Source organism: Nitrospirota bacterium, assembly GCA_030684575.1.
Lineage (GTDB): Bacteria > Nitrospirota > Nitrospiria > Nitrospirales > Nitrospiraceae > Palsa-1315.
Genome location: JAUXVD010000009.1, coordinates 38,320 through 62,109 on the forward strand (window position 1 = coordinate 38,320; position 23,790 = coordinate 62,109).

Here is a 23,790-nt window from a genome sequence, read left to right on the forward strand (position 1 = left end):
AGATAGAGAAGAGATCTAGACCATGCCGAGTTTACAGAGTCTGCGCCGTAAAATTGCGGCGTTTAAAAATACGCAAAAGATTACGAAGGCCATGAAAATGGTGGCCGCGGCGAAGCTGAAACGTTCGCAGGATCGCATCTTGGCGGCGCGGCCCTATGCGCTGAAGATGAGGGCCGTGGTCAGCAACTTGAGCCAACGTGTGAATCGATCCTCCCATCCCCTACTGCAAAAGCGTGAAGGCAAGAAGGTCGAAGTACTCGTCATCACGAGTGACCGCGGATTGTGCGGCGGCTTCAACGGCAATATTGCGCGGAAGACTTCCGAGTTTGTACGGGAATGTGAAGCCCGAGGGTTGCAAGTAAATTTAAGCATCGTCGGACGCAAGGGCCGCGACTATTTCCGCCGTCGTACCTGGCCAATTCGGCAGGAATGGACCGGCATCTTCGATAAGCTCACGTTCGAACATGCCATCGACATCGGCGGCGACCTCACCGACCACTTCGTCAAGGGTACGTTCGACGAACTCTACATCGTCTATAACGAATTTAAATCGGCCATTCAGCAGCGCGTGATCGTAGAAAAACTATTTCCAGTCGATACCGCAGCCGAGTTTGGAACGGCACAAGCGGAAGGCACGACCGGCGGCAGTTATTTCTACGAGCCGGATGAGGCCGAGCTGTTGAACGTTTTTATTCCAAAACATTTCCAGATACAAACATTTCGTATCCTCTTGGAATCTGCCGCGGCGGAGCATGGCGCCCGTATGGCGGCGATGGACGGTGCGACCAGGAACGCAGGCCAGTTGATCAAGAAAGTAACCTTGCATTATAACAAGACCCGTCAGACCGCCATTACCAAAGAATTGATGGACATCGTCGGCGGTGCCGAAGCGCTGAAATAGTCCGCCACGTTGAAGAAGGAGTGAGCCGTGAGCATTGGAAAAGTCATTCAGGTCATCGGACCAGTCGTGGACGTGGAGTTTCCTCCCGGAAAACTGCCGAGCCTCTACAACGCCATCAAAGTGATTCAGGAAGAGAATAAAGCCGCCGGCACCCCCGCTGTCAGCATCACACTTGAAGTCGCGCTGCATCTCGGTGAAAACCGTGTGCGCGGGATCGCGATGTCCACGACCGACGGTTTGACGCGCGGAATGGATGTCCATGATACTGGCGCACCGATCTCTGTACCGGTTGGCCGCGAAACATTGGGTCGATTGATGAATGTGCTGGGCGAGCCGGTCGACGAGATGGGCCCGATCAAAACGACCAAGACCTACCCTATTCACCGCCCTGCGCCAAGGCTCGAAGATCAAGACACCAAGACCGAAGTCCTCGAAACCGGCATCAAGGTTATCGATCTTCTGGAGCCCTACAGCAAAGGCGGCAAAGTCGGCCTCTTCGGCGGCGCCGGAGTCGGCAAGACCGTCATCATCATGGAGCTCATCAACAACATCGCCTTGCACCATGGTGGATACTCAGTGTTCGCCGGCGTCGGTGAACGGACCCGTGAAGGCAACGACCTCTGGCACGAAATGCAGGAGTCGAAGGTCATCGATCCAAAGGACTTCAGCAAATCGAAAGTCGCGCTGGTCTATGGCCAGATGAACGAGCCGCCTGGAGCCCGTCTACGCGTCGCTTTGACCGGACTCTCCGTCGCAGAATATTTCCGCGATGAAGAGAACCAGGACGTGTTGCTCTTCGTGGACAATATCTTCCGGTTTACCCAAGCCGGTTCGGAAGTGTCTGCCTTGCTCGGCCGTATGCCATCCGCCGTCGGTTATCAGCCGACCCTCTCGACCGAGATGGGACAACTACAAGAACGCATTACCTCGACCAAGCGTGGTTCGATTACATCCGTGCAAGCCATCTACGTGCCGGCAGACGATCTAACCGACCCGGCGCCGGCCACGGCGTTCGCCCACTTGGATGCCACCACCGTGTTGTCACGGCAACTGGCTGAGTTGGGGATCTACCCAGCCGTCGATCCGCTTGACTCCACCTCGCGGATTCTCGACCCGCAAGTCATCGGCGACGAACACTATAAAGTCGCACGAGGAGTCCAGTCCGTGTTGCAGCGGTACAAAGATCTTCAAGACATTATTGCCATTCTCGGTATGGACGAACTGTCGGAAGACGACAAAATGGCGGTGGCCAGGGCGCGGAAGATTCAGCGCTTTTTGTCCCAGCCATTTCACGTGGCGGAAGCCTTTACCGGTTCACCAGGCAAGTATGTGAAGCTCAAAGACACCGTGCGAAGCTTCAAGGAAATTCTCGCTGGCAAATACGACCACCTCCCGGAGCAGGCCTTCTACATGGTCGGCCCGATCGAGGAAGTGATCGCAAAGGCAGAGAAAATGGGAATCAAGGTATAGCCAGCAGGCGAATCGAGCGCCCTCCTTGCTCGCGCAACGCGCGGTCTCGGAAGACCCTCGTTGGACGCGCGCAGTAGAGGACGCATCGATCCTCCCGCTTTTTGAGTGGAAGTAAGGAAATAGGGAACATGGCAGGGAAGATTCTATTAGAAGTGGTGACACCGGAGAAGCTGCTCTTGAGCCAGCAGGTGGATGAAGTCATCGCACCAGGTTCAGAGGGTGAATTCGGCGTATTGCCAGGACATTGTCATTTTCTTACGACCTTACGCATCGGTGAGCTTCGCTATCGCGTTGGAGAGCAGACCACCCATATGGCGATTCTTTGGGGTTTCGCAGAAGTCACACCGACCAAAGTCACCATCATGGCCGAGATCGCTGAAAAGGCAGAAGACATTGACGTCGAGCGGGCTCAGGAGGCCTTCGTGAAGGCCGAACAGCAGCTTAAGGCTGGCGGGCTGCCCTCCGAAGTGAAAGAAGCAGAAATCAGTCTCGAAAAAGCCAGACTCCGCAAAAAGATCGCCGACCGTGCCCGCAAGGTTCACGCATAAGTTTCCGCTCCACATCGTTCAGACATACTCCTCTCCCACGCCTCTTGGAGCAACCAGTCCGGTAAGCCTCCAGATTGCAATTTCGCCTCGCGCACAGTAGCGTGGCCTGAACCTACTGGTGAGGTCAATTCGTTCAATGGTGACAGAATTTGTTGTAACGACCGGCGAGCAACCCAAACGGTTGGATGTCTTCCTGGTCAATCGTGAGCCGAATTTATCGCGATCCGCCTTGCAACGATTAATCGGTCAAGGCCGGGTGCGGATCAACGGTCAGGTCGTCAAACCAAGCCAAAAGATCAAGCCAGGCGACAACATCGCTTTCGACATTCCAAAAGCAGAGCCGCTGGAACTCAAAGGTGAAGCAATCCCTCTGGAAATCCTCTACGAGGACGATGTGCTGTTGCTCTTGAATAAACCATCAGGCCTCGTCGTCCATCCTGCGCCCGGGCATTGGGCAGGCACATTGGTGAATGCCCTCCTCCACCACTTTCAAACCTCCGGCGGTACGGTCTCGACAATCGGAGGGAAAGAGCGGCCCGGTCTGGTCCATCGCCTGGACAAAGATACGTCTGGGGTCATGATCATCGCCAAGACAGACCAGGCCCACCGCGCCCTTTCCGCTCAATTCAAACTACATACGATCACGCGAGTATACGAGGCACTGATCACGGGCATACCGAAAAAAGGACATGGCTTGATCGAATTGGCCATCGGTCGGGATAAAAAGGAGCGGAAAAAGTTCTCAGCCCACACGGCGAGACCCAAGGAGTCCGTGACGGAATACAAGGTCGACCACCGATTCGGCAAACTGGCCGCTCATGTGCTCTTGTACCCGCGCACAGGCAGGACCCATCAACTCCGTGTCCATCTCACCTCTCTGGGCCATCCGATACTGGGAGATCAGACCTATGGGGGAAAGAAGGTCTGCGAAGTCGAGGGCGTTGAGATTCCCCGTGTCATGTTGCATGCCAGGACCCTGGGGTTCCGGCATCCCACTACGGGAGAATTCCAGGAATATACAAAGCCATTTCCCACCGATATGGAGCAGGTAGTGCAGGCACTCGAAGCGCTCACGCCTCCTCTGGGTGCTAAGAAATCTTGACAGGCCTCTTAACTTGGCGTATGCAATGCTCCCGCGAAGGATGGTCTCATGCAAACAGCCGATGTGCTCGACGCGATAGGTGGATTGGTGGCTCAGTTGAAAGTATATGCCGCCAAGCTGCCACCGATTGTGCATTTGTCGGCAGTGCCGACCGGTGTCAAACCTAAGTTTGAAGCCGTTGAGGAATATGAAGAAATCGTCTCTCGCTTTCGTAATCAGAGCTCTGGAACTGCCTACAAAGGATTGAACGATTTATTCGTAGAATCGCTGGAGGCCTTCGAAGTCGGTCGATTACTCGGCTCCGTCCAACCACTCTTGACGGTGCTCGACCATCTTGATCGGATGCAACGAGATAAAGAAATCGAGATTGGACGAATCGACGAAAAGCGAACCGGCGAATATCGCTCGGTGCTGAACAAGATTCTTCCAGGCAACAAGCCCGAGTTAGACGGCGCAGGGCGAGGGATGTAATTGAGCCGTGAAGCACTCAGCTGTCAGCTTCTGGAGTGAACATCCAAAGGCTGAGAGCTGATTGCTGTATGCTGATAGCACTATAGTCAGTGGCCCATTTTTGGGCCAGCCGCATTGGCTCCCTGCGAAACGAGGGAGAAACGAACGCTCGACCCACAATGCGGACATTTGGCTCGCACCGTCGTCTCATCGAGGAGTTCGTATTGATGCTCTGTCAGCCACATCAGTTGAGCGCACTTGGGGCAGCTACGGACTTGCGTTGTCATGATGTTCCTCGTACACTCCGCGTGATTTTCAATGCTCTCGCTAGGAGATAATCTAGTACAAGATGCCCCCAACCCTCAAGCCCGCCATCACCTTCGCCGAGAAGAAAGACCTCGACCCCGCCAAACTCGTCCGCCTCTACCAGCAAGCACCCTGGGCTAAAGGGCGAACGCTTGAAGACGCACGTGAGATGTTGCGCCACACCGATGTGGCCGTGACAGCTTGGGAAGGTGAGGCGCTCATCGGATTTGGACGGGTATTAACGGACTATATCTACCGGGCGACCATCTGGGATGTGATTGTCGATAAAGCCTACCAGGGCCAGGGCATCGGCACCGATATCGTTCAGCGTATTCTGAAGCACCCCCGCCTCAAGAAAGTTGAACTCTTCTGGCTCTGCACCCGCATACCTGGGTTTTATGAAAAGCTTGGCTTTAGTTCGAAGGAGCAGACCGGGATGGTCTGGAGCCGGTCAAAACAAGGCCAAACGGAGTAATCCAGTTCTACGACGCGGAAACCTCCTCGGTCGGAGATTCCGCGTCATATTCCCGAACTTCTACCCGCTAAAAGAAGAGTTTCGCACCGAAGAGAAAGCCGAACGAAGAGGCATTCCAATCGTTGTTACGACTGCCGTTCACTGTCGCATGCCCGTCGTTCCGCTTATAGGCCATTTCCGTGTTCAACGCGAACTGTTTGGTCAGCATGTAGTCTGCACCCCAGCCAAGCCGCCAGGCGAAGGTATTGCTGGGAGAGATACGCGTCGAACTATTTTCACCGAAACTATTCACATTCACCCCGAAGCTCATGTTGGCATAGGGGCTGATCGGCCCAAATCGAACCGGTCGAACTTCGACGGTCGGGAGTACCGACACCGTGTCTTGATGGCCCCAATCCCTATACGGACGCTCTTGATCCACGCCATGGCGTTCCCACTCTAGCATCATCCCGACCAAGAGCCAGGTATTGAGACTGTACAACCCCTGGAAACTAACCAAGGAGCCCACGGCGGTTGAGCTATTAGCCGTTAACGATTGGGTCAAGGGCGCAAAGCCTGCCCGCATACCGAGCACGAATTTTCCTGGTTCAATTCCGCCCTGTTCCATCTTCCACTCTTCCGCTATCGCGTGGCTGCTAAATACAAACGCACTTGCCAGCAAGAAGCCCAGTAAACCAACACGAGCCAAATTGAGACTCATATATAAACCCTCCGTGGTGTCATGATGTAAAAAGACAACAGAATATGTTCGCGCGAACTGGCGGTGCAAGATTAGCACCTCTATTTCCCATTCCCCTTGAGAGTCGAATGTTGCCTGAAAAGACAGAAGACCGTCTGATCAATATTGACCGGTTTCGAAGAAATACGATGGGAAACGCAACATTCAATGTTGAGATGACGTGAATCCCTACACCGGCTATCGATCGTACGATTGTGAAGAAAAGACTCATGAATGACACAGGCCCTGTACGCTTGGGCCTACAGTGAGATGCCCTTGAGATGATTAATGCGCGTGGGCCTGAACTGCGTGCTTCATCCTCTTCGGAGATAAAAGCACCGAGATGAAAAAAACAGTGGTGGCAAGGAGAACAATCGCAGGGCCTGATGGTACATCCCACGTGGCTGATATCACCACACCAGCGACGGCTGTGGTAACACCGATGACGATGGAGTAGAGGGTGAGCGTCCTGAGGCTGGAGGTCAACTGATAGGCCGTTGAGGCAGGAATCAGGATCATGGCAAAGACCAGAATGGCACCGACCGTTTTCAGCGAGACGACGACGGTGAGGGCGACCAAGGTGAGCAGAAGAAAAAATATTCGTCGTGCTGGAACACCAGAGGCTTCGGCCATTTCTTGATCGAAGGCAATAAAATACAGTTCCTTCGAAAACAGTACGATGAGGCCGAGCACAAGAACACTCAACCCGCCGATGACGCGCAGCTCTTCAGTGGTGACCGAGAGTACGCTCCCGAATAGATAGCCATACACTTCTGCATTGTAGGTTTTCATCAAGCCAATGAAGAGAATGGCTAAGGCCATTGTCGTGGTATAGAGAATACCGATCGAGACGTCCAGCTTCATCCGGCCTTTTTCTTCAACCCAGCCCGTGATCCAGACCGTGGCCAGACCAAAAAGAATCGCCAGCACCAGCGGCGGCCAGCCCATAAGATACCCCAGCGCCACACCGGCAAAAGCTGCATGCGCCGTCCCTGCCCCAACAAACGCAAGTCCTCGTAGGACGACGAACACGCCGACAACCGAGCAGAGCCCTCCTACCATCGCGGCGGCAAGCAAAGACCGTTGCATGAAGTCGTACGTGAAGAGCTCAATCATGATGCCGCCCGGTCAATGATGATGGTGATAGTCCTCAACAATGATGAGATCTTTATCTGTAATCACCAGATCTTTTCCGTAAACCTGGCTGAGGATCTCCGGTTTCAACACCTCGGCAGGAGGCCCCGCGGCATACAGGCGTGTCTTGAGGAGCACGAGTCGGTCCACCCGAAAGCGGATCATATTGATGTCATGAGTGATCAGCACAATCGTCAGCCTCAGCTCATCGTGCAATTGCTCGATGAGTTCAATCACATTATGCTGAGCGGTCATGTCCAGCCCGGTCGTCGGTTCGTCGAGCAGAAGGACTTTTGGCTGTTGAGCTAACGCCCGCGCGATAAAGACCCGCTGCTGCTGACCGCCTGACAGATGGCCTAGAGCCGTGTCTTTATGCTTGTCCATCTCAACATGGGAGAGTGCCTCCAAGGCAATCGCTCGATCATTCGACCCTGGACGCGTGAAAAGGCCCAAGGCTCCATATCGACCCATCATGACCGTTTCAAGGACCGTGACCGGGAAGTTGCGATCGACGACACCTTTTTGCGGAAGGTACCCGATCTTGGCCCTGTGATGGCAACGTAAGGCATCACAGGCGCAATCGAAGATATGGAGGTGGCCCTCAACGGGAGCCATGAGACCTAAGATGGCGCGGCAAAGTGTGGTTTTTCCGGATCCGTTCGGGCCGATGACGCCGATGAATTCGCCCGCATGGATGGAGAGCGAGATATCCTTGAGCGCGATGACGCCGGGAAATCCAAACGAGGCATGGTCAAACCGAATGATAGGCTCGAGGGAGTCTGACACGGAACCAGGCGCTCCTTCCGGCGCAAAAAGATGGCCCGTAGAGCCGTTATGGAGACTCTAGCGCATTGGCCAATTGGAGCACATTATAGCGAAGCATGTCGAGGTAGGTCTCGGTCCCTGGCAGGCCTCCAGGCAACGTGGTCAACACGATGACTTTGGTCTTCGTTTCTTTTGCCAGAAGATCTGGGATCTTTTGACTGAGCTGAATCTCCGACACGATGACTTTGATCCGGTCCTTTTTGATCTTGCCGATCAGGGTCTGAAGCTGAAGTGCTGAAGGTTCTGAGCCGGATTGCATTTGAATCGTGGCAGCCACGTCGAAGCCAAACCGCCTCGCAAAGTAGGGCCAAGCCGGATGATGCGCAACAAATCGACGGTCGGCCAGGACTGCGACCCGCTCACTCAACTTCACCCGTAATTGGTCCAGTTGCCGAAGATACGAGGCCTGATTGGATCGAAACTCCGTCGCATGCGTGGGATCTGCCTGAATAAGCGCTTCGGTAATATGACGCATCATCGTCATCGCATTCTCAGGATCCATCCAGACATGAGGGTTTCCCTGTTCGCCTTCTCCGCCAGCATGGTTCGCTCCTTCGTGGCCTGATTCGTCGCGGAGCAATGCGATGCCTTTGGACGTGGTGACGACGCGGAGCGAGGAGCTGCCGGCATTCTTGACCAATGAGGAAACCCAAACCTCGAGACCGATACCCACTTCGAACAGCACCCGAGCCTTCCGAACGGCGACAAGATCGCTCGGTTTAGGGGAATAGGTGTGCTCGTTCTCGTAGCCGCTCAGAAGGGATGTCACGCGAACATAGGGGCCACCGACTTGTTCGGCCAGATCCTTCAAAACGGGAATGGTCACCACGATATTGAGCGGTTCAGTCGGCGGAACAGCAAGGGCAAGAGGTGCCGTGAGCAGACCCTGACTGATGATGGCCAAAAATAGGAGCAGACGCCGCAAATTCAACATGATGGGCGCGGACGGTAACATTGGGGTCCCTGGTTGTCAACGAAATGCCTGGAGATCTGTGCCACTCTACGGGATTATAGGGGCCAAGGATACGATGGATTATCCACGGGACATGTAGCAAGAGGCCGCCCGGAAAACGCATACGATTCTCCTTGTATTCTCTGCCTCCCAAGCCATATTGATAATTGACTTTTTTCGCCCCCCCCAGTATGCTCACTCCCTTTCCAACAGAAGGAGTTATGGGCATGAAAGTCATTCTACAAGAAACGATGGAAGGGGTCGGCCACCTCGGCGATCTCCTCGATGTCAAAGACGGATACGCACGGAACTTTCTACTTCCTCGCAAAAAAGCAGTACTAGCCGACAGCCGCAGCATCAAAGCGTTTGAGCATATCAAGCGCGTGGCGGTCGAGCGGGCAAAGAAAGAAAAAGTCGAGATCGAAACCCATGCCAAGAGCATTTCCGCCGTGTCCCTTACAGTGGAAACCAAGGTCGGCAAGGACGACAAGATGTTCGGATCGGTCACGGTCAAGGACATTGCAGAAGGATTAGCCGAAAAAGGATTCGTAGTGGATCGGCGCAAGATCCAGCTGGAACAGCCGATCAAAGAACTCGGCACCTTCACTGTGCCGATCAAGCTCCCGCGAGATGTGACCGCAACGGTAGTCATCCACGTCGTGAAGATACAGGAAGCCGAAGCGGCCCCAGCCGAGGCCTAAGAGGGAATACGTCGTCATGAACGATGCGGTTGGTTCCTTAGACGCACTCAAAACCACAGACCCGGATGTCTATGCTGCAATTGCCGCCGAGGAGGAGCGTCAGCGTCACAAGCTGCTCCTGATCGCCTCGGAGAATTTCGCCAGCCCCGCGGTCCTAGCCGCTCAGGGCTCCCTCATGACGAACAAGTACGCCGAAGGGTACCCGGGTAAACGGTACTATGGCGGCTGTCAACATGTGGACACCGTTGAATCGCTCGCCATCGATCGCTGTAAGCAAATATTCGGCGCCGAGCACGTGAACGTGCAGCCCCACTCGGGATCGCAGGCCAATATGGCGGCCTACTTCTCCGTGCTGAAAGCCGGCGACACCATCCTGGGGATGGACCTCGCGCAAGGCGGTCACCTCACTCATGGTAGCAAGGTCAATTTTTCAGGCATCCTGTTTCGCGCATTTTCCTATGGTGTGGATCGTGAAACCGAAACCATCAACTATGACGCGGTACAGAAGCTGGCAGAAGAATGCCGGCCCCGTATGCTCGTCGTAGGCGCCAGCGCCTATGCGCGAACCCTGGACTTCCCACGATTCCAACAGATCGCCAAATCAGTTGGTGCCTATTTGATGGTCGACATCGCCCATATCGCCGGCCTGATCGCTGCGGGACTCCACCCGAATCCTGTCCCCTATGCCGACTTTGTCACGACGACGACCCACAAAACCCTGAGGGGACCCCGTGGTGGTGTCGTCATGTGCAAGGCCGAACATGCAAAAGCGGTCGACAAGTTTATCTTCCCAGGAATGCAAGGCGGGCCCTTGATGCACGTGATCGCTGCTAAGGCCGTCGCGTTCAAGGAGGCGCTCTCGCCCTCGTTTACGCGGTACCAACAGCAGGTCATCGCCAATGCAAAAGTCCTGGCCCAAGGGCTCCTCGACCGAGGATATAAGATCGTCTCGGGCGGTACGGATACGCATCTCATGCTGGTCAATCTATCCAACAAAGGTATTACCGGCAAAGAGGCGGATGCCGCGTTGGACGCCGCCGGCATTATCGTGAACAAGAACGCCGTGCCCTACGACGAGAAACCCCCAGCCGTGGCCAGTGGGATTCGACTGGGAACTCCCATTGTCTCGACCAGAGGGATGCGGGAAACCGAGATGAAAGAGATTGTAGACTTGGTCGACCAGGTACTGCAGCATCGACAAGATCCCGCAATGCTCGAGAAAGTTCGTTCGCAGGCCAAAGCGCTCTGCAGCCGCTTTCCAATCTTTCACACCTACTAAGCCGCGTCAGACGGGGCAGGATCACCGCCTGTGAAATGTCCGTTCTGCGATGAACTCGAAGACAAAGTCGTCGACTCGCGTATGGCGAAGGAAGGCGAAGTCATTCGCCGTCGGCGCGAATGTCTCGGCTGCAAACGCCGCTACACAACCTACGAACGTGTTGAAGAAATCCTTCCCGTGGTGGTGAAAAAGGACGGCCGCCGGGAGTCGTTTGACCGCAGTAAGATTCTTGCCGGCCTCAAGAAAGCCTGTGAAAAACGGCCCATCAGCACGGCTACCATCGAAATGGTGACGGACCGTATTGAAAAACGCATTCAAGAGATGGGGGAGACAGAAATAGAAAGCCGGATCGTGGGCGAAGAGTTGATGAAAGAGCTGCATCAACTGGATCAGGTCGCCTATGTTCGCTTTGCCTCTGTCTACCGTGAATTTAAAGATATTGACCAGTTCATGGACGAGCTGAGAACGTTGGCTCAGCAACGCCGCGACCGGTGAGGGCCGCGGAACCCATTCTCTCTCCTCATCGTCCTCTCCCTATCCTTCCCTGGTTCGCCGGTTAACAACATGGTGCGGGTCCACTGTACGCAGGTATCAACATGCCGATAACCAAGCCCAAAGCCAAGACTCCCAAACGACCACGCAAGGCACATGCGCCAACTGGCACGCATGTCGCGATCATCGGCGCAGGTCGTGGCGGCACAGCACTGATTGAAATATTTGCAACAGACCCATTAGTGCAAATCGTCGGCGTGGCTGAAGTCCAGAAAAATGCACCGGGTATCGCACTGGCGAAACGGCTCGGTATCCCTGTGACTCGCGATTACCGGAAGCTTCTGGATCTTGAACGGGTGGATCTCATCATTGACGTATCGGGCAATGCCAAAGTCTGGCAGTTACTCCAAGACTTTCACCGCATGGGCGTGACGATCATCGGCGGGGCGAGCGCGAAATTCATGTGGGAACTGATCGAGGCGCGCATCCGCGCCACGGCAGAAATCGAGAAGACCTTAAATAAATACCAATCGCTCTATCGGCTCTACGTCAAGGAAACGGGAGTTGCGGTGACGGAGGAACGTACGCGCATTGCCTGTGAAATGCACGACGGTCTTGTGCAGAGCTTAGCCGGGGTGAACTTCAAGCTGGATCTGAGCCAACAACTGATTCGAAAAGACCCGAAAGCCAGTCTAGCTACTTTGCGCGAAAGCAAAGCCCAGTTGAAACTGGCCATCCAGGAGGCGCGGCAAGTCATTTTTAATCTTCGGCCGCTCCACTACGATAAGATGGAGCTGCTACCCGCCCTGACCAACTACCTCACCTCGTACGAAATCCAGTATCACATCAAGACGCAGTTCCGCGTATCCGGCGATGAACAAATCTTGTTTCCTCGTACAAAGATCTTTCTCTTTCGTATTGTGCAAGAAGCCCTCAGCAACGTGGAGAGACATGCAAAAGCGACTCGAGTCACCGTGGAACTAGACATCGACCCCGAACGGCTCCGTATCACGATCGGGGACAACGGCGTGGGATTCGACATGGACACGGTGCTACGTGATCCCGATAAATGGGATCACTTCGGGATTCGAGGCATTCTGGAACGGGCTCGCCTGGTAGGAGGCGAGGGCAAGATTGATTCAAAGAAAGGGCGGGGAACGACAATAGTCGTCGACGTCCCGTTGATGAAAAAGGAGACGAGAGCCGATGGAGAAGATTAAGGTATTGATCGCGGACGATCATCGGGTCGTGCGTGAAGGACTGGCCGCGATTCTCAAGACGAAAGACGACATTCTGATCGTGGGGGAAGCCCAGGATGGCATGGAAGCCGTCGAAAAGGTGAAAACGTTGGTACCTGACGTGGTACTCATGGACGTAAGCATGCCCAGAATGGGCGGGGTCGAAGCGACCAGACAGATTAAGCGTGAATTCCCTCACATCGGCATCGTGGCCCTCACCATGTATGACGAGCAACAATACATCTTTGATTTAGTACGTGCCGGCGCCACCGGATATCTCTTGAAAGATTCTGAGTCCTCTCAGATCGTCGCCGCGATACGCGCAATCTACAAAGGTGAATCCCTCATCCATCCCTCAGTCGCAAGCAAGATTTTAGCGGAGTTCTCGTTGATGTCCCAGAAAAAGGGCAAGAAGCCAGGGTGGGTCGAGCACGATCTGACAGAGCGAGAGATCACCGTCCTACGGTTGGTTGCTGACGGCAAGACCAACAAAGAAATTGCCAACAATTTGGATCTGAGCGAAAAAACCGTCAAGAACCATGTCCGGAATATTTTTCACAAGCTCCAAGTCTACGATCGGACACAGGCCGCCATCCTAGCCATTCGGAAAGGCCTCATCGAATTGGACCCTCGACCCTAGCAGCTTGGTTCATGACAATATTTAAGGACACTTCTAAAAACTAGGGAAGCTTTCCCAAAATAAGAAAACAGTTCTGCGTCTCGCGTTCAAGCCTGGCTAGTTTCCTCTGTCAATCATTCCTATAAAAGAAAAACTTCCAAGCTCTAGCGGATAGCTTTGTCGTACGACCTCACCGGCCTACCTCAGTCTAATCTAAAGAGGCGTTACCATCGATCAGAGTGCGGCTCTCTACACCTGGCGCTGACAATGCCGCCAACTGAGCAGCGAGCCCGCATGCGCAGCTTGCGCGGGATCGTGTAGGCGTGTAGGTTTGTGTTACATCAGAGATGATAAGACTGAAGAGGATGTATTTGGGCTGGCCGAAGGACTCGCCATGGGGGTACGCGTGGTGAGGAACGCCGAATCGTGGGCACTGTTCTATCTCAAGCACCAAAGGGAGGTTGAGGAAGTCCTGCAGTTCCTGGTCGATCGGGTCGATCGGACGCCGGAAACTGACTTCCAGGAACGGACAGGTGTAACGGGCAACGAGGTACAGACATGAGCGTCGAAGAGAATCGGAGAAAACCCAAGCCGGTGCTGATGGATACCTATTGTCCAGGTTATGATCTGCCTTATGATCAGTCGATGCGATATGGAAGATCGCAAGGAGTCTATGTGCCCTAAAGAGAAAGATGACCAGCTAGAATGGAGTGGCCCTCGATCTGAGACCGGGAAGAAGCCCTACACACCGCCGCAACTTTTTCGAGTGGAGATCACCCCGGAACAAGCTATTCTGACGGCCTGCAGCCTGACGACAACCAGCGCGTTCAACGGGGGAAACCGGAGTTGCCGAGGTGCCGGTGGCGGACAATGTAAGAACCGGTCAGGCAACAACGGCGACAGCGGCCCGCGCCAATCCTAAGTCACCCAATGGTGTCTCGGAATGGCAATCGAGTGGCGCGAGAGATCATCCGAAAGAATGGCCGCCTCGTACGCACTCCTGATTTGCGGGGCGTTGCCCCTGGCGCTCCAAGGATATGACGCACAGAATTTCGGGAGAAAATAAACAGGGCATGATTGGAGAGAAACAGGCCTGTCCGTCCCAATATTCTGTCGGTATGGAGGGTACGAGTTGACGCGGGCGGAGGATCGAGGTGGTTGTGATCGACAAGAGATTCTGATGAATATTGTTACGTGGCCTCGTTGGTCTGGAGCTCGGACAGGAGAAACAAATTGCCGCTAATCCATACGCTGACAATTCTGATCTGTCTGGCGGCACTGTTCAGCTATGTGAATCATCGTCTCTTGAAGCTGCCGATCACGATCGGGCTCATGGCAGTGGCGCTCGTCTTCTCTCTGGTGTTACTGGCATTGGGTAAGCTGGGATTTGGGATTGAAGCAGAAGCGCAACGATTCATTGGCGCCATCGATTTCAACGAGGCGCTCATACACGGCATGTTGGGGTTTCTCCTCTTTGCCGGCGCCCTGCACGTCAAGCTGGATGAGCTGCTGGATCTCAAGTGGGTGATCGGCACGCTGGCCGTCGTGGGCACGATTTTATCGTGCCTGATCATTGGCGGTCTGGGATACTTTTTGTTCGATCTCGTTGGTCTCCCTCTCCCCTTTCTCTATTGCCTATTATTCGGAGCATTGATTTCGCCGACCGATCCCATCGCCGTGATGAGCATTCTCCGGCAGGCCCGCCTCCCGAAGGCACTCGAAATGAAAATCGTCGGAGAGTCGCTATTCAACGACGGCGTCGGCGTGGTGATTTTTCTCGTCGTCTTGAATCTGTTGCCCAAGGCGTCGATCAGTGTGGGCGACGTCCTGCTGCTGTTTGCGGAAGAGGTGATCGGTGGCGTGGTCTTGGGTCTGACCCTTGGCTATGCCGCCTATCGTATGCTTCGGTCTGTCGATAACTATCAGGTCGAAATCTTGCTCACACTGGCCTTGGTGATGGGCAGCTTTGGCCTCGCGGACATCCTCCATACGTCCGGACCGATCGCCGTCGTGGTCGCGGGCCTATTGATCGGGAATCACGGCCGGCAATGGGCCATGTCCGACACGACGAGAGAGCATCTCGATAATTTCTGGGAATTGCTCGATGAGTTGCTGAATGCCGTGCTGTTCGTGCTCATCGGATTGGAAGTGCTGGTGCTGAACTTTCAGCAGTCGTATCTATTGGCTGGCCTGGTCGCCATTCCACTGGTGCTCGTAGCGCGCTGGATGAGCGTCTTCGTACAAGTGAAAGCCTTCAGCTTCGCCCGGGAATTTAGCGAACGGACCATTACGATTCTGACATGGGGCGGGCTGCGCGGCGGAATTTCCGTGGCGTTAGCCTTGTCACTGCCGGTTGGACCGGAACGCGGCGCGTTGATCACGATTACCTATGCGGTGGTAGTCTTCTCGATTCTGGTACAGGGGCTCACGATCAATCGAGTACTAGGAGATCACGCCATGGGGGTAGAATAGACGAGCGTTCTATCCAGCCGATAGATGGAATGTCCCTATTCGTTGTGCCAATCGCAATGAACATACGAAAGGAAGCCAACTCATGACCTATCGAGTGAAGCGTTTCGACCATCTAAAGGGCCTGCGGGATTTCAGCGATCAGTTAATGGCCAACCACCTTACGCTCTACCAGGGGTACGTGAAAAATACGAACCAGTTGGCAGCGCTTCTCTTGAACATGGTGAAGCTCGGAAAGGCCAATACGATGGAATATGCCGAGCTAAAGCGGCGGTTCGGCTGGGAGTTCAACGGCATGAGGCTCCATGAGCTGTATTTCGAAAATCTTTCCAAGCGGCCGGTTCCTATTCGGAAGACATCCCCGCTATACGAAAAGCTTTGGCAGGACTTTAATCAGTTCAGCAGCTGGGAACGAGGGTTCATGGGGGTCGGCGGTATGCGGGGTATCGGATGGGCGGTGCTCACCCGTGATCCAGCGACTGGCCACCTGTTCAATGTCTGGATGGACGAACACGACGCAGGATTTTTGGTGGGGTCAACGCCATTGCTCGTCATGGACGTGTTCGAACATGCCTACCTGCAAGAGTTCGGCATGAATCGGACTGCGTATGTGCAGGCCTTTATGAAGGCGATCGATTGGTCGGTGGTGGAACGGCGGTTCGAGGGGGCTGCATTGCCCCCACTCCAACCGGTCTCGGTCAGAAAAAAGGCATCATGAATGATTACAGCGCGAAAGCTTTCGACCATCTCTTTACGTTGCCCGGGTTCAGCGAACAGTCCGTGCGTACACACCTGACGCTCTATCAGGGCTACGTGAACAATACCAACTTGCTTGCCGAAATGATGCGTGAGTGGCTGACAGTCGGGAAAAGCGGCACGATCGAATGGGCGGAGGTGAAGCGGCGGTTCGCCTGGGAGTTCAACGGCATGCGGCTCCATGAATTGTATTTTGAGAACCTCACGGCGACGGCGATGGCCTTGGATCACCAGTCAACACTCTATCAAAAAATCGAAGCCGACTTCGGCCCCTATGAGCTGTGGGAGCGAGGGTTCAAAGGAACAGGTGGGATGCGCGGTGTCGGATGGGTCATTCTGGCATTCGAGCCATACACCGGCCGATTGTTTAATGTATGGATGGACGAGCACGATACCGGTCTGTTGCTGGGAACACAACCGCTCCTCGTCATGGATATGTTCGAGCACGCGTATCTCCCGGATTACGGGTTGAAGCGTAACGACTATATTGAGTCATTTTTCAACGTGATCAATTGGGCTGAAGTTGAGAAACGGCTGGCGGTTTGTCTGAAGGACCAGCCCGCCGTTAAGGGCAGCTCCACTCCGGGCTAGCCGTCTTCAATGCGACGATAGTAGGAAGCGCTATCCAGTCTACGAACGGACCGCAAACGGCGTCCAGCGCCACCGGCAGGGACGGGTAGCTGATGGCATCCAGTTAGCCAAAGCCCCTGCTCACGAGGATTGTCCGAGCCAGGAGAGCTGCGCGATGCCAACGCACCAACTATCGATCTCTCGTACTAGGCATCCTCATACATTACGTCGTACTCGGTCATCTCTCCTGCTCCTGGTCCTTCCTTTCGTCAGGTGTTGCGGGACGGATACGCCGCGCGATGGCTTTCCGTCCAACCCAGATCAGAAGCGCTGACAATGCCAGGGAGACAGGCACGGTCAGCCCAGAGGCCGTGACATCGTCCGCGAGCCAGCCCGCTTGTGACAGCGCCTTCCAAACATAACTTGCGAGTCCCGTCAGGTAGTACGCGAGTACAATGACCGACAGGGCCTCGACTGTATGCTGAAGCACGGTTTGGTTTGTCGTGGTCTGGTCGACGCGACGGAGTAGCCGGATGTTTTGCTCTTGCAGTAACAAATCGGCTCGAGTGCGAATCATGACAACCAGACCTTGGAAATCGCTTTTGAGCGCAGCGATCCGCCGCAGCAATTCTTGATAGCCGTCGACGATACCCGAAATGCGATGGAACACGTAATTTGACAGAGGGCGAAACGGCTGATGCGGCGTTTCCTGGAACGACCGAATCGTCGCTTCCACGATGGTGAGGTATGGACTGGTGGCTGCCAGTTTAAAGCGCATAGATTCTGAAAGCCGGCTGACTTCGAGAAATCCAGTTCCCAGCTCCTTGACCCAACCGCTCAATGCCGAGGCCGTGGCTGACGGCAACTGTTCCATGACAAGTGTTTGTTGTGTGAGATGGGCCCGCTCGAGTGCATGGATACGGTCGACGGCTTGAGCAAAGTCAGGCAGAGGGAGCAGGATCAAGTGGTAATAGTTCTCGATGGTCGCAATACCATCAACGACTTCGAGCATGTGTTGCCGTAGGGATTCCCGATTGGGGCCCATGACCAAATAGCGTTCTCGATCGGCGCCATCAGGGGTAAAACTCGTGAAAACCGAAACGTCATCCGCGAAGAGGCGGCTGCCGTATACCCGCGCTCCCGGCAGCATCATTCGAATCGTGTCGGCGGACCAGACTGCGTCAGGATGGATGACGATATCGAGCGCGTTGATCTTCAGCCCAAATGGGGTGAACGGAAAGTTGAAGTCAGGATACGTCAATGGCCCGAACTGCACCGGACTCGCTCCCTTTGCCGGAATGTGCCAGACCTGGTAGCTATAGTATTCGGTGTGTGTTTCCCAGACCACGATTAGCCGGTCTCCGTCCTGGTGGGTCAGCGCGCCGTAGCCGAACTGATCACCCATAAAGGTATCGTCTTCGCGAATTTCGAGGCAGCGGATGAGCTGTTCGAATTCCTGGCGTATAAGCACCCGTTCACGCGGGGGATTCGTCATACGATAGGAGGCATGATGAACATGCGCAGGCGCATCAACCCATTCATGCAGAAACCGCTTGGGTCGTTCGTGAATACGGTGAAGGAATGTTTGGCGAGGATCCATGGGCATCGTGGACATGAGCATGCCTTTCTCGACTCTCAACGGAGGCCGATCCTCCGGTCCTCAGCGCGACCGTGATCTCGGCTTCTGTTCAGCCGCTAAGAACCATCTTGCAACTCAAAGAACTGTAGCTGGACACACGGGGCAGATTGCTCGGTCGAACGACCGGAGGCGCCGAGACTATCGGCACCACTTGGGCACACGCATTTCTTCAACAGCATAATACGCACCCTCTTTCGGTATCACTACCTGCCGTTGAGGTGGAATCGACGAGAGGAAAAGGTTCGCTCTATGTGATGAGCATGTCTGGGTATTCAGACATGTAATAGATAAGGCCGATTTCCCGGAAGTCAACCCATAAGATGTCGATTATATTACGTTTTATAGTTTGCGATCATCAGATTTCTTGCCGCTGGTCAGCAAGACCAGGATATCGCCTGCTTGCAACTGTCCGATCTGGTCTAACTCTGAGAGTGAAAGGATGGTAGAGCCTCGGTAGAGCCTGAGCAAGACATCCGGCTTGAGATTCGCTGGTGTTATTCCGATTTCATCAGGCCGAACCGTCCGTTCGATCAGCCCGACCCGACCTCCTGCTGTCAGGAGGTCGTCGAGGTAATGCACCATATGGCCATGGTCCACGGCAGCGGCAATGATATAGCCGCCGAACGTGGCAGGGGAGACGATGGTGTCGGCGCCGCCCTGCTTGAAGAGTTTCACATTTTCCTCATTTTTGGCGCTGACGATGATGCGAACGTTGGAGTTCAAATGGCGGGCGGTCAACAGCATCAACGCGCTCGAGTCGTCACGACCGGCCGCAATGATAATGGCTTTCGCTTTGTCGATGATGGCCTCGCGCAACACGGCTTCGTGAGTGGCATCGGCCTGAAATGCCGCCACACCCAATGAACCGGCCAACTGAACCCGCTCCTCGTCCCTGTCGACGACGACAATCTGGTCTGCCCGGGTGCCACGGGACAGCAATTCCTTCGTCGTCGACAATCCGGTATGGCCGAAACCGCAGATGATGATATGCCGGTCCAATGTCCCCTGTAGTTTCGCCATGCGGTACCCCTCCATATATTTCCGGAGAATCAGTTGGTAGGCCGTTCCGAGAAACAAAAACCAGATACCGAACCGGATCGGTGTGACGATCAAGGCATCGATCAGCCTGGCGCGCGTGGAGACAGGCACGATGTCTCCATAGCCCACCGTGCTCACCGTGATCATCGTGAAATACACGACGTCCGTGAAAGAAACCTCGCCGTCAATCTGATCCCGTAGCCCGTCCCGATCCCACCAGAGGAGGCTAAAGACCAGAAAAAATAGCAACGCGGTGAGGCCGAGCCTCGTAGCCAAGGTCCTGGTAGGAGACCAGGCATTCGGCGTGACGATCACACGAGGCTCGCTCTGGCCTCTCCGATTTCCCGGTACGCCTCTTAACTTAGCCATCCAATTTTGTCCTGAGACAGTTTTCATAACACGACGGAGCCTCGTCTGGTGAATGGCACGATCATCTCTTCAGAGATTGCCCTGCTGCGCTTTCCAAATTGAGCACCGCCCGTTGATGGCCGTATAGGGCGTCCAGGTAATCATCTTTCGTTTCGCTGGTCGTGCGAAACGCGTCCACCAATTCCAGGATGTTCACCTCATTCGTTTCATAGGCCTTCTTCGTGCGATCGAGCAGGGTCAATGAGCGGTCGAGCACTCCCGCATTGTAGGTTTCGATGAGGCGGCGTGTTTGTATCAAACGATGGTACGCGAGATCCAGTTCGTTGAGCGCCTGATTGAGGGCCCGCCGATACTCGGCTTCTCCGGATTCCACGCCGATGGTTGCCTGTGCAATGCCGCCCTGGTTACGATTGAACAGCGGGAGGGGGACGCTCAACCCTGCCGCCCATTGCTGTTGGTTGTCCGGCCCCGTAGGGCCTTGCAGCATCACTCCGGCTCCTACCGTCACATCGGGGTAGGCCAGCGCCGTGGCCAGCTTCAATTCGCGTTCTCGCTTGGCCCGTAACAGGCGTTTAGCTTTCACATCCGGACGTCGATCACCCACCTGGAGGCGCAACGTCTCGATATCGGGATGATAGGGCCGATAGAGCAGCGGCGTCGTGAGATCGAGCTGAAAATCAGGAGGCAGCGCGAGAAGAACCCGGAGATCCGAGAGGCCATTCTCGACCTCGCGCTCATGCTTGATCAATTGATGCTCCGACTTTGCCAAGAGCAGCTCCAGCCGGATCTTCTGCCGTTCGTTCGGAATCGGCCTGAGGAGCGGTGTGGCACCAGCGATGATGCCGGCGAGTTGGTCTCGAATCTTGCGATCGACCCGAAGATGTTCGCGCTCGACCTGCACGCGGTAGTAGGAGTCGTTCACCGAGAGCGAGAGCGTGCGGACCGTGTCCTCAAACAGGGCTTCGCTTGCCCAGGCTCCCAGTTCGGCGCTCTCCATGCGAAAGCCCCGCTTCCCGGCAACCAGAAATAGTTGGCCTACCTGCGGCATGACCCCCCCGCACCGACCGGCGGTGCACCCCTGCGTGAAAGAGCTGAATAGCCCGACTGACAGCACGGGGTTGGGAAACAGGCCCGCCGTAATTTGTTGTGCGCGGGCGTCGTCGACGCCATATCGTGCGCGGAGGAGGACGAAGCTGTTTCGTGAGAACAAGGCCATGGCTTCTTCGATACTCAACTTCTGAGGGGCAGAAGCAGCGGACCGATAGTCGTCACGGGGCGGTGGCTCGGCCGATCCAAGCGCAGGGTGCACGAGGGCGATGATGAGCCAGCAGACGAGCGAAGCCGTCTGCTCCCGCCATGGGCTCGACAGGTACTTCACGGGAGTCGTGTTACGGACGACAGGGCCGCCCATAGAATGCATGTCCATTGGATTGAGACTTGACCCGTAGATTTTGTCGCGCCGATCGGCTCACTCATTAGTTAGAACCAGTGGATAGGCCGTTGCCGCATCCCGCGATCATGATGCAGGAGGCCGCGTATGTTCGCGGGAAAGGCGGTGGGCCTCTTCCAACTCGCGAATATGCGTTCCCTGGGATTCGACGGTGGATTCAAGGGTTCGTATGGCGCGACTCCGCTTCCATCGGCGACCGAGGGATGCGAGAAAGGTCAGCACAATTCCCGACCCTACCGAGCCGAGAATGACCAACACCAACGACGTCTGGTACTCCCAGAGGAACAAGCGAACGGTCACCGCTTCCGTGTTCTGGAGCGCAAACGCGGCAGTCAGCACCGCCAAGATCAATGCAAGAAACACAAATCCCATCACATACCTCCCGAACGTAAATATGTATTCGTCTCGCGGTCACGGCATCCTGCCAGCGGCGAATCACCTGCCATGAACATACTAAGCCGCGTAAAACCCTGTATCGTGCCAATGACTCCCACTTACGAAGTCGCCTGGGACGAGGGCGGCGCTACTACGGTCCCGCTACGAATATGGAGGTCCCGCTGCGGAAAGGGGATCTCAATGCTCTGCTCTTTGAACGTGTTGTTGATCATGAAATTGAGATCGCTCCGAAGCACACCCGGAGTGGTGGCGTGCTGTCTGGTCCAGACCCGGAGAATGAAATTCAGCGAGCTATCGCCGAACTCTTGCAGCAGCGCGTCAGGTTTCGGGTCCTTCAACACACCCGGATGCTGGTCGGCGACCTGGAGGAGCAGCCGGCGGACCTGCTCCGGATCCGATCGATACGACACGCCGACCGGAAAATTGAACCGTACATCACGGTTGGTGTAGCTCCAGTTTGTCACTTTAGAAGAGACGAATTCGGAGTTTGGAACGATGATGGCGATGTTATCGTTGGTGACCACGGTCGTGGCCCGCAACGAAATGCTCACGACATCTCCGGTGACGGTTCCCACTTCGATGCGGTCGCCGACTTTGATGGGCCGTTCAATCAGGAGGATGAGCCCGCTAACAAGATTGTTGGTGATGTTCTGCAGACCGAATCCGACGCCGACGCCGAGGGCGCCAGCCAGAATGGTCAGGGTGCTCAGATCGATGCCCATCGTCTGGAGGATGGCCATCAGTCCGACGGCAAGGACCAGGTAACGGATGATTGTGGCCACGGCGAGCCGCACACCCAGCTCCACCTTGCTCTTGGCCAGGAGACGGGTGACGATCCAGATCTTCAGCCAGCCGGTGACGGAGAAGAGCAGTAGGATCAAGATGATCAGCCAGAGCAGGGTCCAAATCGTGATGGCGGAGGTGCCGTCAGAGAAGAGGGGAACATTGAGAAATGATTTGATCTGCACGAACAGGTGCTGAAGGATGTCCATAGTGAGACGTTACGCTATCTCCCCGGATTCACCACCGGGGTTCGAATGGGATGGAGGATGACAAACTTTTCTGTCACGGGGTAGACCTAAATGAGATCCGGCACCAGAGCGATTCTGCCTGCGCCTCGGTATGTTGCGAGTTGATCTGGATTCTGATGCCGACAGCTCTCTCCGGCTCCTTGCCGTACAGTTGCTTGTAGTCTTCGAAGACGTTCCGTGATTCAGTAATCCACCGGCCCATATCTGTTTGACCAGAGCGTATGACGACGGCCTTCATCTTGACCAGCGGGAGGAGGTCTGCCGCCGCCGTATCCCCCATCGTGCCGATGGGAAATGTATTCCCCCAAATGTAGGACACAGACTTCCGGAGCTCCCAGAAACGTTTCGAAAAAGCGATGATGAGCTGCGCGGGCTGATCATCTTGCTCGGTGTTCGTGAAGTCCCCCTGTTTCGGCACCGCGGTGACTTTCCATTGCCAGACCAGCCATGGTGTGCGCGTGAGATCGACGTCGATTTCTTTTTGCATGGAAAATGACGATTTGTCGGCATGGAGTTTGAGGGCCGGGCCGACATCTTCACGAATTTTTTCTAATCCAGCGGTGCCGTGATGAGTTGCCAATTCCCAGCCTGGTGGGACTGCCTGATCTGGTCGTTCGTCAACCTCCAATAGCGGAATTTCTTCTGCTGCCGCAAGCGGATTCACAAGAGGGAAGCAGAAACCTGCCGCAATTGCAGCGAAGAGGCAGATGCGTAGGCAGCATCGGTGCGCGCTCAGATTCATGCTGTGATTGTACACCAACGTTATCTGCTAAGCATCAATCCGGACCACGGAACGGCAAGCCTGCCACGTATCCGTTGGCAAGGGGACGCCCTCGGCCACTTTTCTATAAGACTGGGGTAA

General features: G+C 55.1%; 26 protein-coding genes. 16 read left to right on the plus strand and 10 right to left on the minus strand.

All coding sequences use genetic code 11. The features are described 5' to 3' along the window. The first annotated feature begins 22 nt into the window (after positions 1–22). The 6 genes from atpG to Q8N00_08290 all read left to right on the plus strand — a co-directional run bounded on the left by atpG (position 23) and on the right by Q8N00_08290 (position 5,252). A complete protein-coding gene (atpG, locus tag Q8N00_08265) occupies positions 23–901 on the plus strand; it encodes an ATP synthase F1 subunit gamma (GenBank protein ID MDP2382785.1) in 879 nt (292 codons plus the stop codon). A gap of 27 nt (positions 902–928) precedes the next feature. Next, positions 929–2,371 (plus strand): F0F1 ATP synthase subunit beta, encoded by a 1,443-nt coding sequence (atpD, locus tag Q8N00_08270; GenBank protein MDP2382786.1) that lies wholly within the window; start codon positions 929–931, stop codon positions 2,369–2,371. Between the two features lie 128 nt (positions 2,372–2,499). Next, positions 2,500–2,919 (plus strand): F0F1 ATP synthase subunit epsilon, encoded by a 420-nt coding sequence (locus Q8N00_08275; GenBank protein MDP2382787.1) that lies wholly within the window; start codon positions 2,500–2,502, stop codon positions 2,917–2,919. Between the two features lie 136 nt (positions 2,920–3,055). Beyond that, positions 3,056–4,021 (plus strand): RluA family pseudouridine synthase, encoded by a 966-nt coding sequence (locus Q8N00_08280; GenBank protein MDP2382788.1) that lies wholly within the window; start codon positions 3,056–3,058, stop codon positions 4,019–4,021. A 48-nt stretch (positions 4,022–4,069) separates the two neighbouring features. After that, on the plus strand, positions 4,070–4,492 hold the full coding sequence (locus Q8N00_08285; protein ID MDP2382789.1) for a hypothetical protein: 423 nt from the start codon (positions 4,070–4,072) through the stop codon (positions 4,490–4,492). 328 nt (positions 4,493–4,820) lie between these two features. Next, complete coding sequence (locus Q8N00_08290) at positions 4,821–5,252, plus strand: GNAT family N-acetyltransferase (GenBank protein MDP2382790.1); 432 nt, start codon at positions 4,821–4,823, stop codon at positions 5,250–5,252. 67 nt (positions 5,253–5,319) lie between these two features. Here the strand turns inward: Q8N00_08290 and Q8N00_08295 are convergent, their stop codons facing one another. The 4 genes from Q8N00_08295 to Q8N00_08310 all read right to left on the minus strand — a co-directional run bounded on the left by Q8N00_08295 (position 5,320) and on the right by Q8N00_08310 (position 8,884). Next, the gene (locus tag Q8N00_08295) at positions 5,320–5,952 is read right to left on the minus strand and encodes an outer membrane beta-barrel protein (GenBank protein ID MDP2382791.1); all 633 of its coding nucleotides are present in this window, start codon (positions 5,950–5,952) and stop codon (positions 5,320–5,322) included. A 303-nt stretch (positions 5,953–6,255) separates the two neighbouring features. After that, positions 6,256–7,086, minus strand: coding sequence for a metal ABC transporter permease (locus tag Q8N00_08300; GenBank protein ID MDP2382792.1), 831 nt, complete (start codon positions 7,084–7,086; stop codon positions 6,256–6,258). A 12-nt stretch (positions 7,087–7,098) separates the two neighbouring features. After that, positions 7,099–7,890 (minus strand): metal ABC transporter ATP-binding protein, encoded by a 792-nt coding sequence (locus Q8N00_08305; GenBank protein MDP2382793.1) that lies wholly within the window; start codon positions 7,888–7,890, stop codon positions 7,099–7,101. Positions 7,891–7,936: 46 nt separating this feature from the next. After that, positions 7,937–8,884 (minus strand): metal ABC transporter substrate-binding protein, encoded by a 948-nt coding sequence (locus Q8N00_08310; GenBank protein MDP2382794.1) that lies wholly within the window; start codon positions 8,882–8,884, stop codon positions 7,937–7,939. Between the two features lie 224 nt (positions 8,885–9,108). Between Q8N00_08310 and rplI the strand changes: the two genes are divergently transcribed. The 10 genes from rplI (at position 9,109) to Q8N00_08360 (ending at position 17,026) form a co-directional block, all read left to right on the plus strand. Next, complete coding sequence (rplI, locus tag Q8N00_08315) at positions 9,109–9,582, plus strand: 50S ribosomal protein L9 (protein ID MDP2382795.1); 474 nt, start codon at positions 9,109–9,111, stop codon at positions 9,580–9,582. 16 nt (positions 9,583–9,598) lie between these two features. Further along, positions 9,599–10,861 (plus strand): serine hydroxymethyltransferase, encoded by a 1,263-nt coding sequence (gene glyA, locus Q8N00_08320; GenBank protein MDP2382796.1) that lies wholly within the window; start codon positions 9,599–9,601, stop codon positions 10,859–10,861. Positions 10,862–10,891: 30 nt separating this feature from the next. Beyond that, positions 10,892–11,356, plus strand: coding sequence for a transcriptional regulator NrdR (gene nrdR / locus Q8N00_08325; GenBank protein MDP2382797.1), 465 nt, complete (start codon positions 10,892–10,894; stop codon positions 11,354–11,356). 101 nt (positions 11,357–11,457) lie between these two features. Then, on the plus strand, positions 11,458–12,573 hold the full coding sequence (locus tag Q8N00_08330; protein ID MDP2382798.1) for a sensor histidine kinase: 1,116 nt from the start codon (positions 11,458–11,460) through the stop codon (positions 12,571–12,573). Beyond that, positions 12,560–13,231 (plus strand): response regulator transcription factor, encoded by a 672-nt coding sequence (locus tag Q8N00_08335; GenBank protein MDP2382799.1) that lies wholly within the window; start codon positions 12,560–12,562, stop codon positions 13,229–13,231. Before Q8N00_08330 ends, Q8N00_08335 begins: the two co-directional genes overlap by 14 nt. A gap of 373 nt (positions 13,232–13,604) precedes the next feature. Continuing rightward, positions 13,605–13,772 carry a hypothetical protein gene (locus tag Q8N00_08340; protein ID MDP2382800.1) on the plus strand — a complete coding sequence of 56 codons (168 nt, stop codon included), beginning with the start codon at positions 13,605–13,607 and terminating at the stop codon, positions 13,770–13,772. A gap of 111 nt (positions 13,773–13,883) precedes the next feature. Further along, complete coding sequence (locus Q8N00_08345; GenBank protein MDP2382801.1) at positions 13,884–14,132, plus strand: hypothetical protein; 249 nt, start codon at positions 13,884–13,886, stop codon at positions 14,130–14,132. A gap of 311 nt (positions 14,133–14,443) precedes the next feature. Then, complete coding sequence (locus Q8N00_08350) at positions 14,444–15,682, plus strand: sodium:proton antiporter (protein MDP2382802.1); 1,239 nt, start codon at positions 14,444–14,446, stop codon at positions 15,680–15,682. Positions 15,683–15,764: 82 nt separating this feature from the next. Further along, positions 15,765–16,397, plus strand: coding sequence for a Fe-Mn family superoxide dismutase (locus tag Q8N00_08355; GenBank protein MDP2382803.1), 633 nt, complete (start codon positions 15,765–15,767; stop codon positions 16,395–16,397). Further along, positions 16,394–17,026, plus strand: coding sequence for a superoxide dismutase (locus Q8N00_08360; GenBank protein MDP2382804.1), 633 nt, complete (start codon positions 16,394–16,396; stop codon positions 17,024–17,026). Before Q8N00_08355 ends, Q8N00_08360 begins: the two co-directional genes overlap by 4 nt. A 217-nt stretch (positions 17,027–17,243) precedes the next feature. Here Q8N00_08360 and Q8N00_08365 read toward each other — a convergent pair whose 3' ends face one another. The 6 genes from Q8N00_08365 to Q8N00_08390 form a co-directional block, all read right to left on the minus strand. Then, entirely contained in the window at positions 17,244–18,644 is a 1,401-nt protein-coding gene (locus Q8N00_08365; protein MDP2382805.1) for a DUF3422 family protein, read from the minus strand. Between the two features lie 339 nt (positions 18,645–18,983). Then, positions 18,984–20,051 (minus strand): potassium channel family protein, encoded by a 1,068-nt coding sequence (locus Q8N00_08370; protein ID MDP2382806.1) that lies wholly within the window; start codon positions 20,049–20,051, stop codon positions 18,984–18,986. A gap of 61 nt (positions 20,052–20,112) precedes the next feature. Continuing rightward, a complete protein-coding gene (locus Q8N00_08375) occupies positions 20,113–21,462 on the minus strand; it encodes a TolC family protein (GenBank protein MDP2382807.1) in 1,350 nt (449 codons plus the stop codon). 105 nt (positions 21,463–21,567) lie between these two features. After that, a complete protein-coding gene (locus Q8N00_08380) occupies positions 21,568–21,873 on the minus strand; it encodes a LapA family protein (GenBank protein MDP2382808.1) in 306 nt (101 codons plus the stop codon). Between the two features lie 122 nt (positions 21,874–21,995). Beyond that, positions 21,996–22,889 carry a mechanosensitive ion channel gene (locus Q8N00_08385; protein ID MDP2382809.1) on the minus strand — a complete coding sequence of 298 codons (894 nt, stop codon included), beginning with the start codon at positions 22,887–22,889 and terminating at the stop codon, positions 21,996–21,998. 73 nt (positions 22,890–22,962) lie between these two features. Next, the gene (locus Q8N00_08390; GenBank protein MDP2382810.1) at positions 22,963–23,592 is read right to left on the minus strand and encodes a DUF3047 domain-containing protein; all 630 of its coding nucleotides are present in this window, start codon (positions 23,590–23,592) and stop codon (positions 22,963–22,965) included. Positions 23,593–23,790: the final 198 nt, after the last annotated feature.

Bases quoted from the DNA above. Each gene is read 5' to 3' on its own strand.
- Q8N00_08355 (MDP2382803.1), top strand. From the start codon at position 15,765: ATGACCTATCGAGTGAAGCGTTTCGACCATCTAAAGGGCCTGCGGGAT.
- Q8N00_08370 (MDP2382806.1), bottom strand. From the start codon at position 20,051: ATGGCTAAGTTAAGAGGCGTACCGGGAAATCGGAGAGGCCAGAGCGAG.
- Q8N00_08280 (MDP2382788.1), top strand. From the start codon at position 3,056: ATGGTGACAGAATTTGTTGTAACGACCGGCGAGCAACCCAAACGGTTG.
- Q8N00_08340 (MDP2382800.1), top strand. From the start codon at position 13,605: ATGGGGGTACGCGTGGTGAGGAACGCCGAATCGTGGGCACTGTTCTAT.
- Q8N00_08335 (MDP2382799.1), top strand. From the start codon at position 12,560: ATGGAGAAGATTAAGGTATTGATCGCGGACGATCATCGGGTCGTGCGT.
- atpG (MDP2382785.1), top strand. From the start codon at position 23: ATGCCGAGTTTACAGAGTCTGCGCCGTAAAATTGCGGCGTTTAAAAAT.
- glyA (MDP2382796.1), top strand. From the start codon at position 9,599: ATGAACGATGCGGTTGGTTCCTTAGACGCACTCAAAACCACAGACCCG.
- Q8N00_08300 (MDP2382792.1), bottom strand. From the start codon at position 7,086: ATGATTGAGCTCTTCACGTACGACTTCATGCAACGGTCTTTGCTTGCC.
- Q8N00_08330 (MDP2382798.1), top strand. From the start codon at position 11,458: ATGCCGATAACCAAGCCCAAAGCCAAGACTCCCAAACGACCACGCAAG.
- Q8N00_08380 (MDP2382808.1), bottom strand. From the start codon at position 21,873: ATGGGATTTGTGTTTCTTGCATTGATCTTGGCGGTGCTGACTGCCGCG.
- Q8N00_08295 (MDP2382791.1), bottom strand. From the start codon at position 5,952: ATGAGTCTCAATTTGGCTCGTGTTGGTTTACTGGGCTTCTTGCTGGCA.
- Q8N00_08285 (MDP2382789.1), top strand. From the start codon at position 4,070: ATGCAAACAGCCGATGTGCTCGACGCGATAGGTGGATTGGTGGCTCAG.
- Q8N00_08385 (MDP2382809.1), bottom strand. From the start codon at position 22,889: ATGGACATCCTTCAGCACCTGTTCGTGCAGATCAAATCATTTCTCAAT.
- Q8N00_08310 (MDP2382794.1), bottom strand. From the start codon at position 8,884: ATGTTACCGTCCGCGCCCATCATGTTGAATTTGCGGCGTCTGCTCCTA.
- Q8N00_08275 (MDP2382787.1), top strand. From the start codon at position 2,500: ATGGCAGGGAAGATTCTATTAGAAGTGGTGACACCGGAGAAGCTGCTC.
- Q8N00_08290 (MDP2382790.1), top strand. From the start codon at position 4,821: ATGCCCCCAACCCTCAAGCCCGCCATCACCTTCGCCGAGAAGAAAGAC.
- Q8N00_08375 (MDP2382807.1), bottom strand. From the start codon at position 21,462: ATGGGCGGCCCTGTCGTCCGTAACACGACTCCCGTGAAGTACCTGTCG.
- Q8N00_08345 (MDP2382801.1), top strand. From the start codon at position 13,884: ATGTGCCCTAAAGAGAAAGATGACCAGCTAGAATGGAGTGGCCCTCGA.
- rplI (MDP2382795.1), top strand. From the start codon at position 9,109: ATGAAAGTCATTCTACAAGAAACGATGGAAGGGGTCGGCCACCTCGGC.
- Q8N00_08360 (MDP2382804.1), top strand. From the start codon at position 16,394: ATGAATGATTACAGCGCGAAAGCTTTCGACCATCTCTTTACGTTGCCC.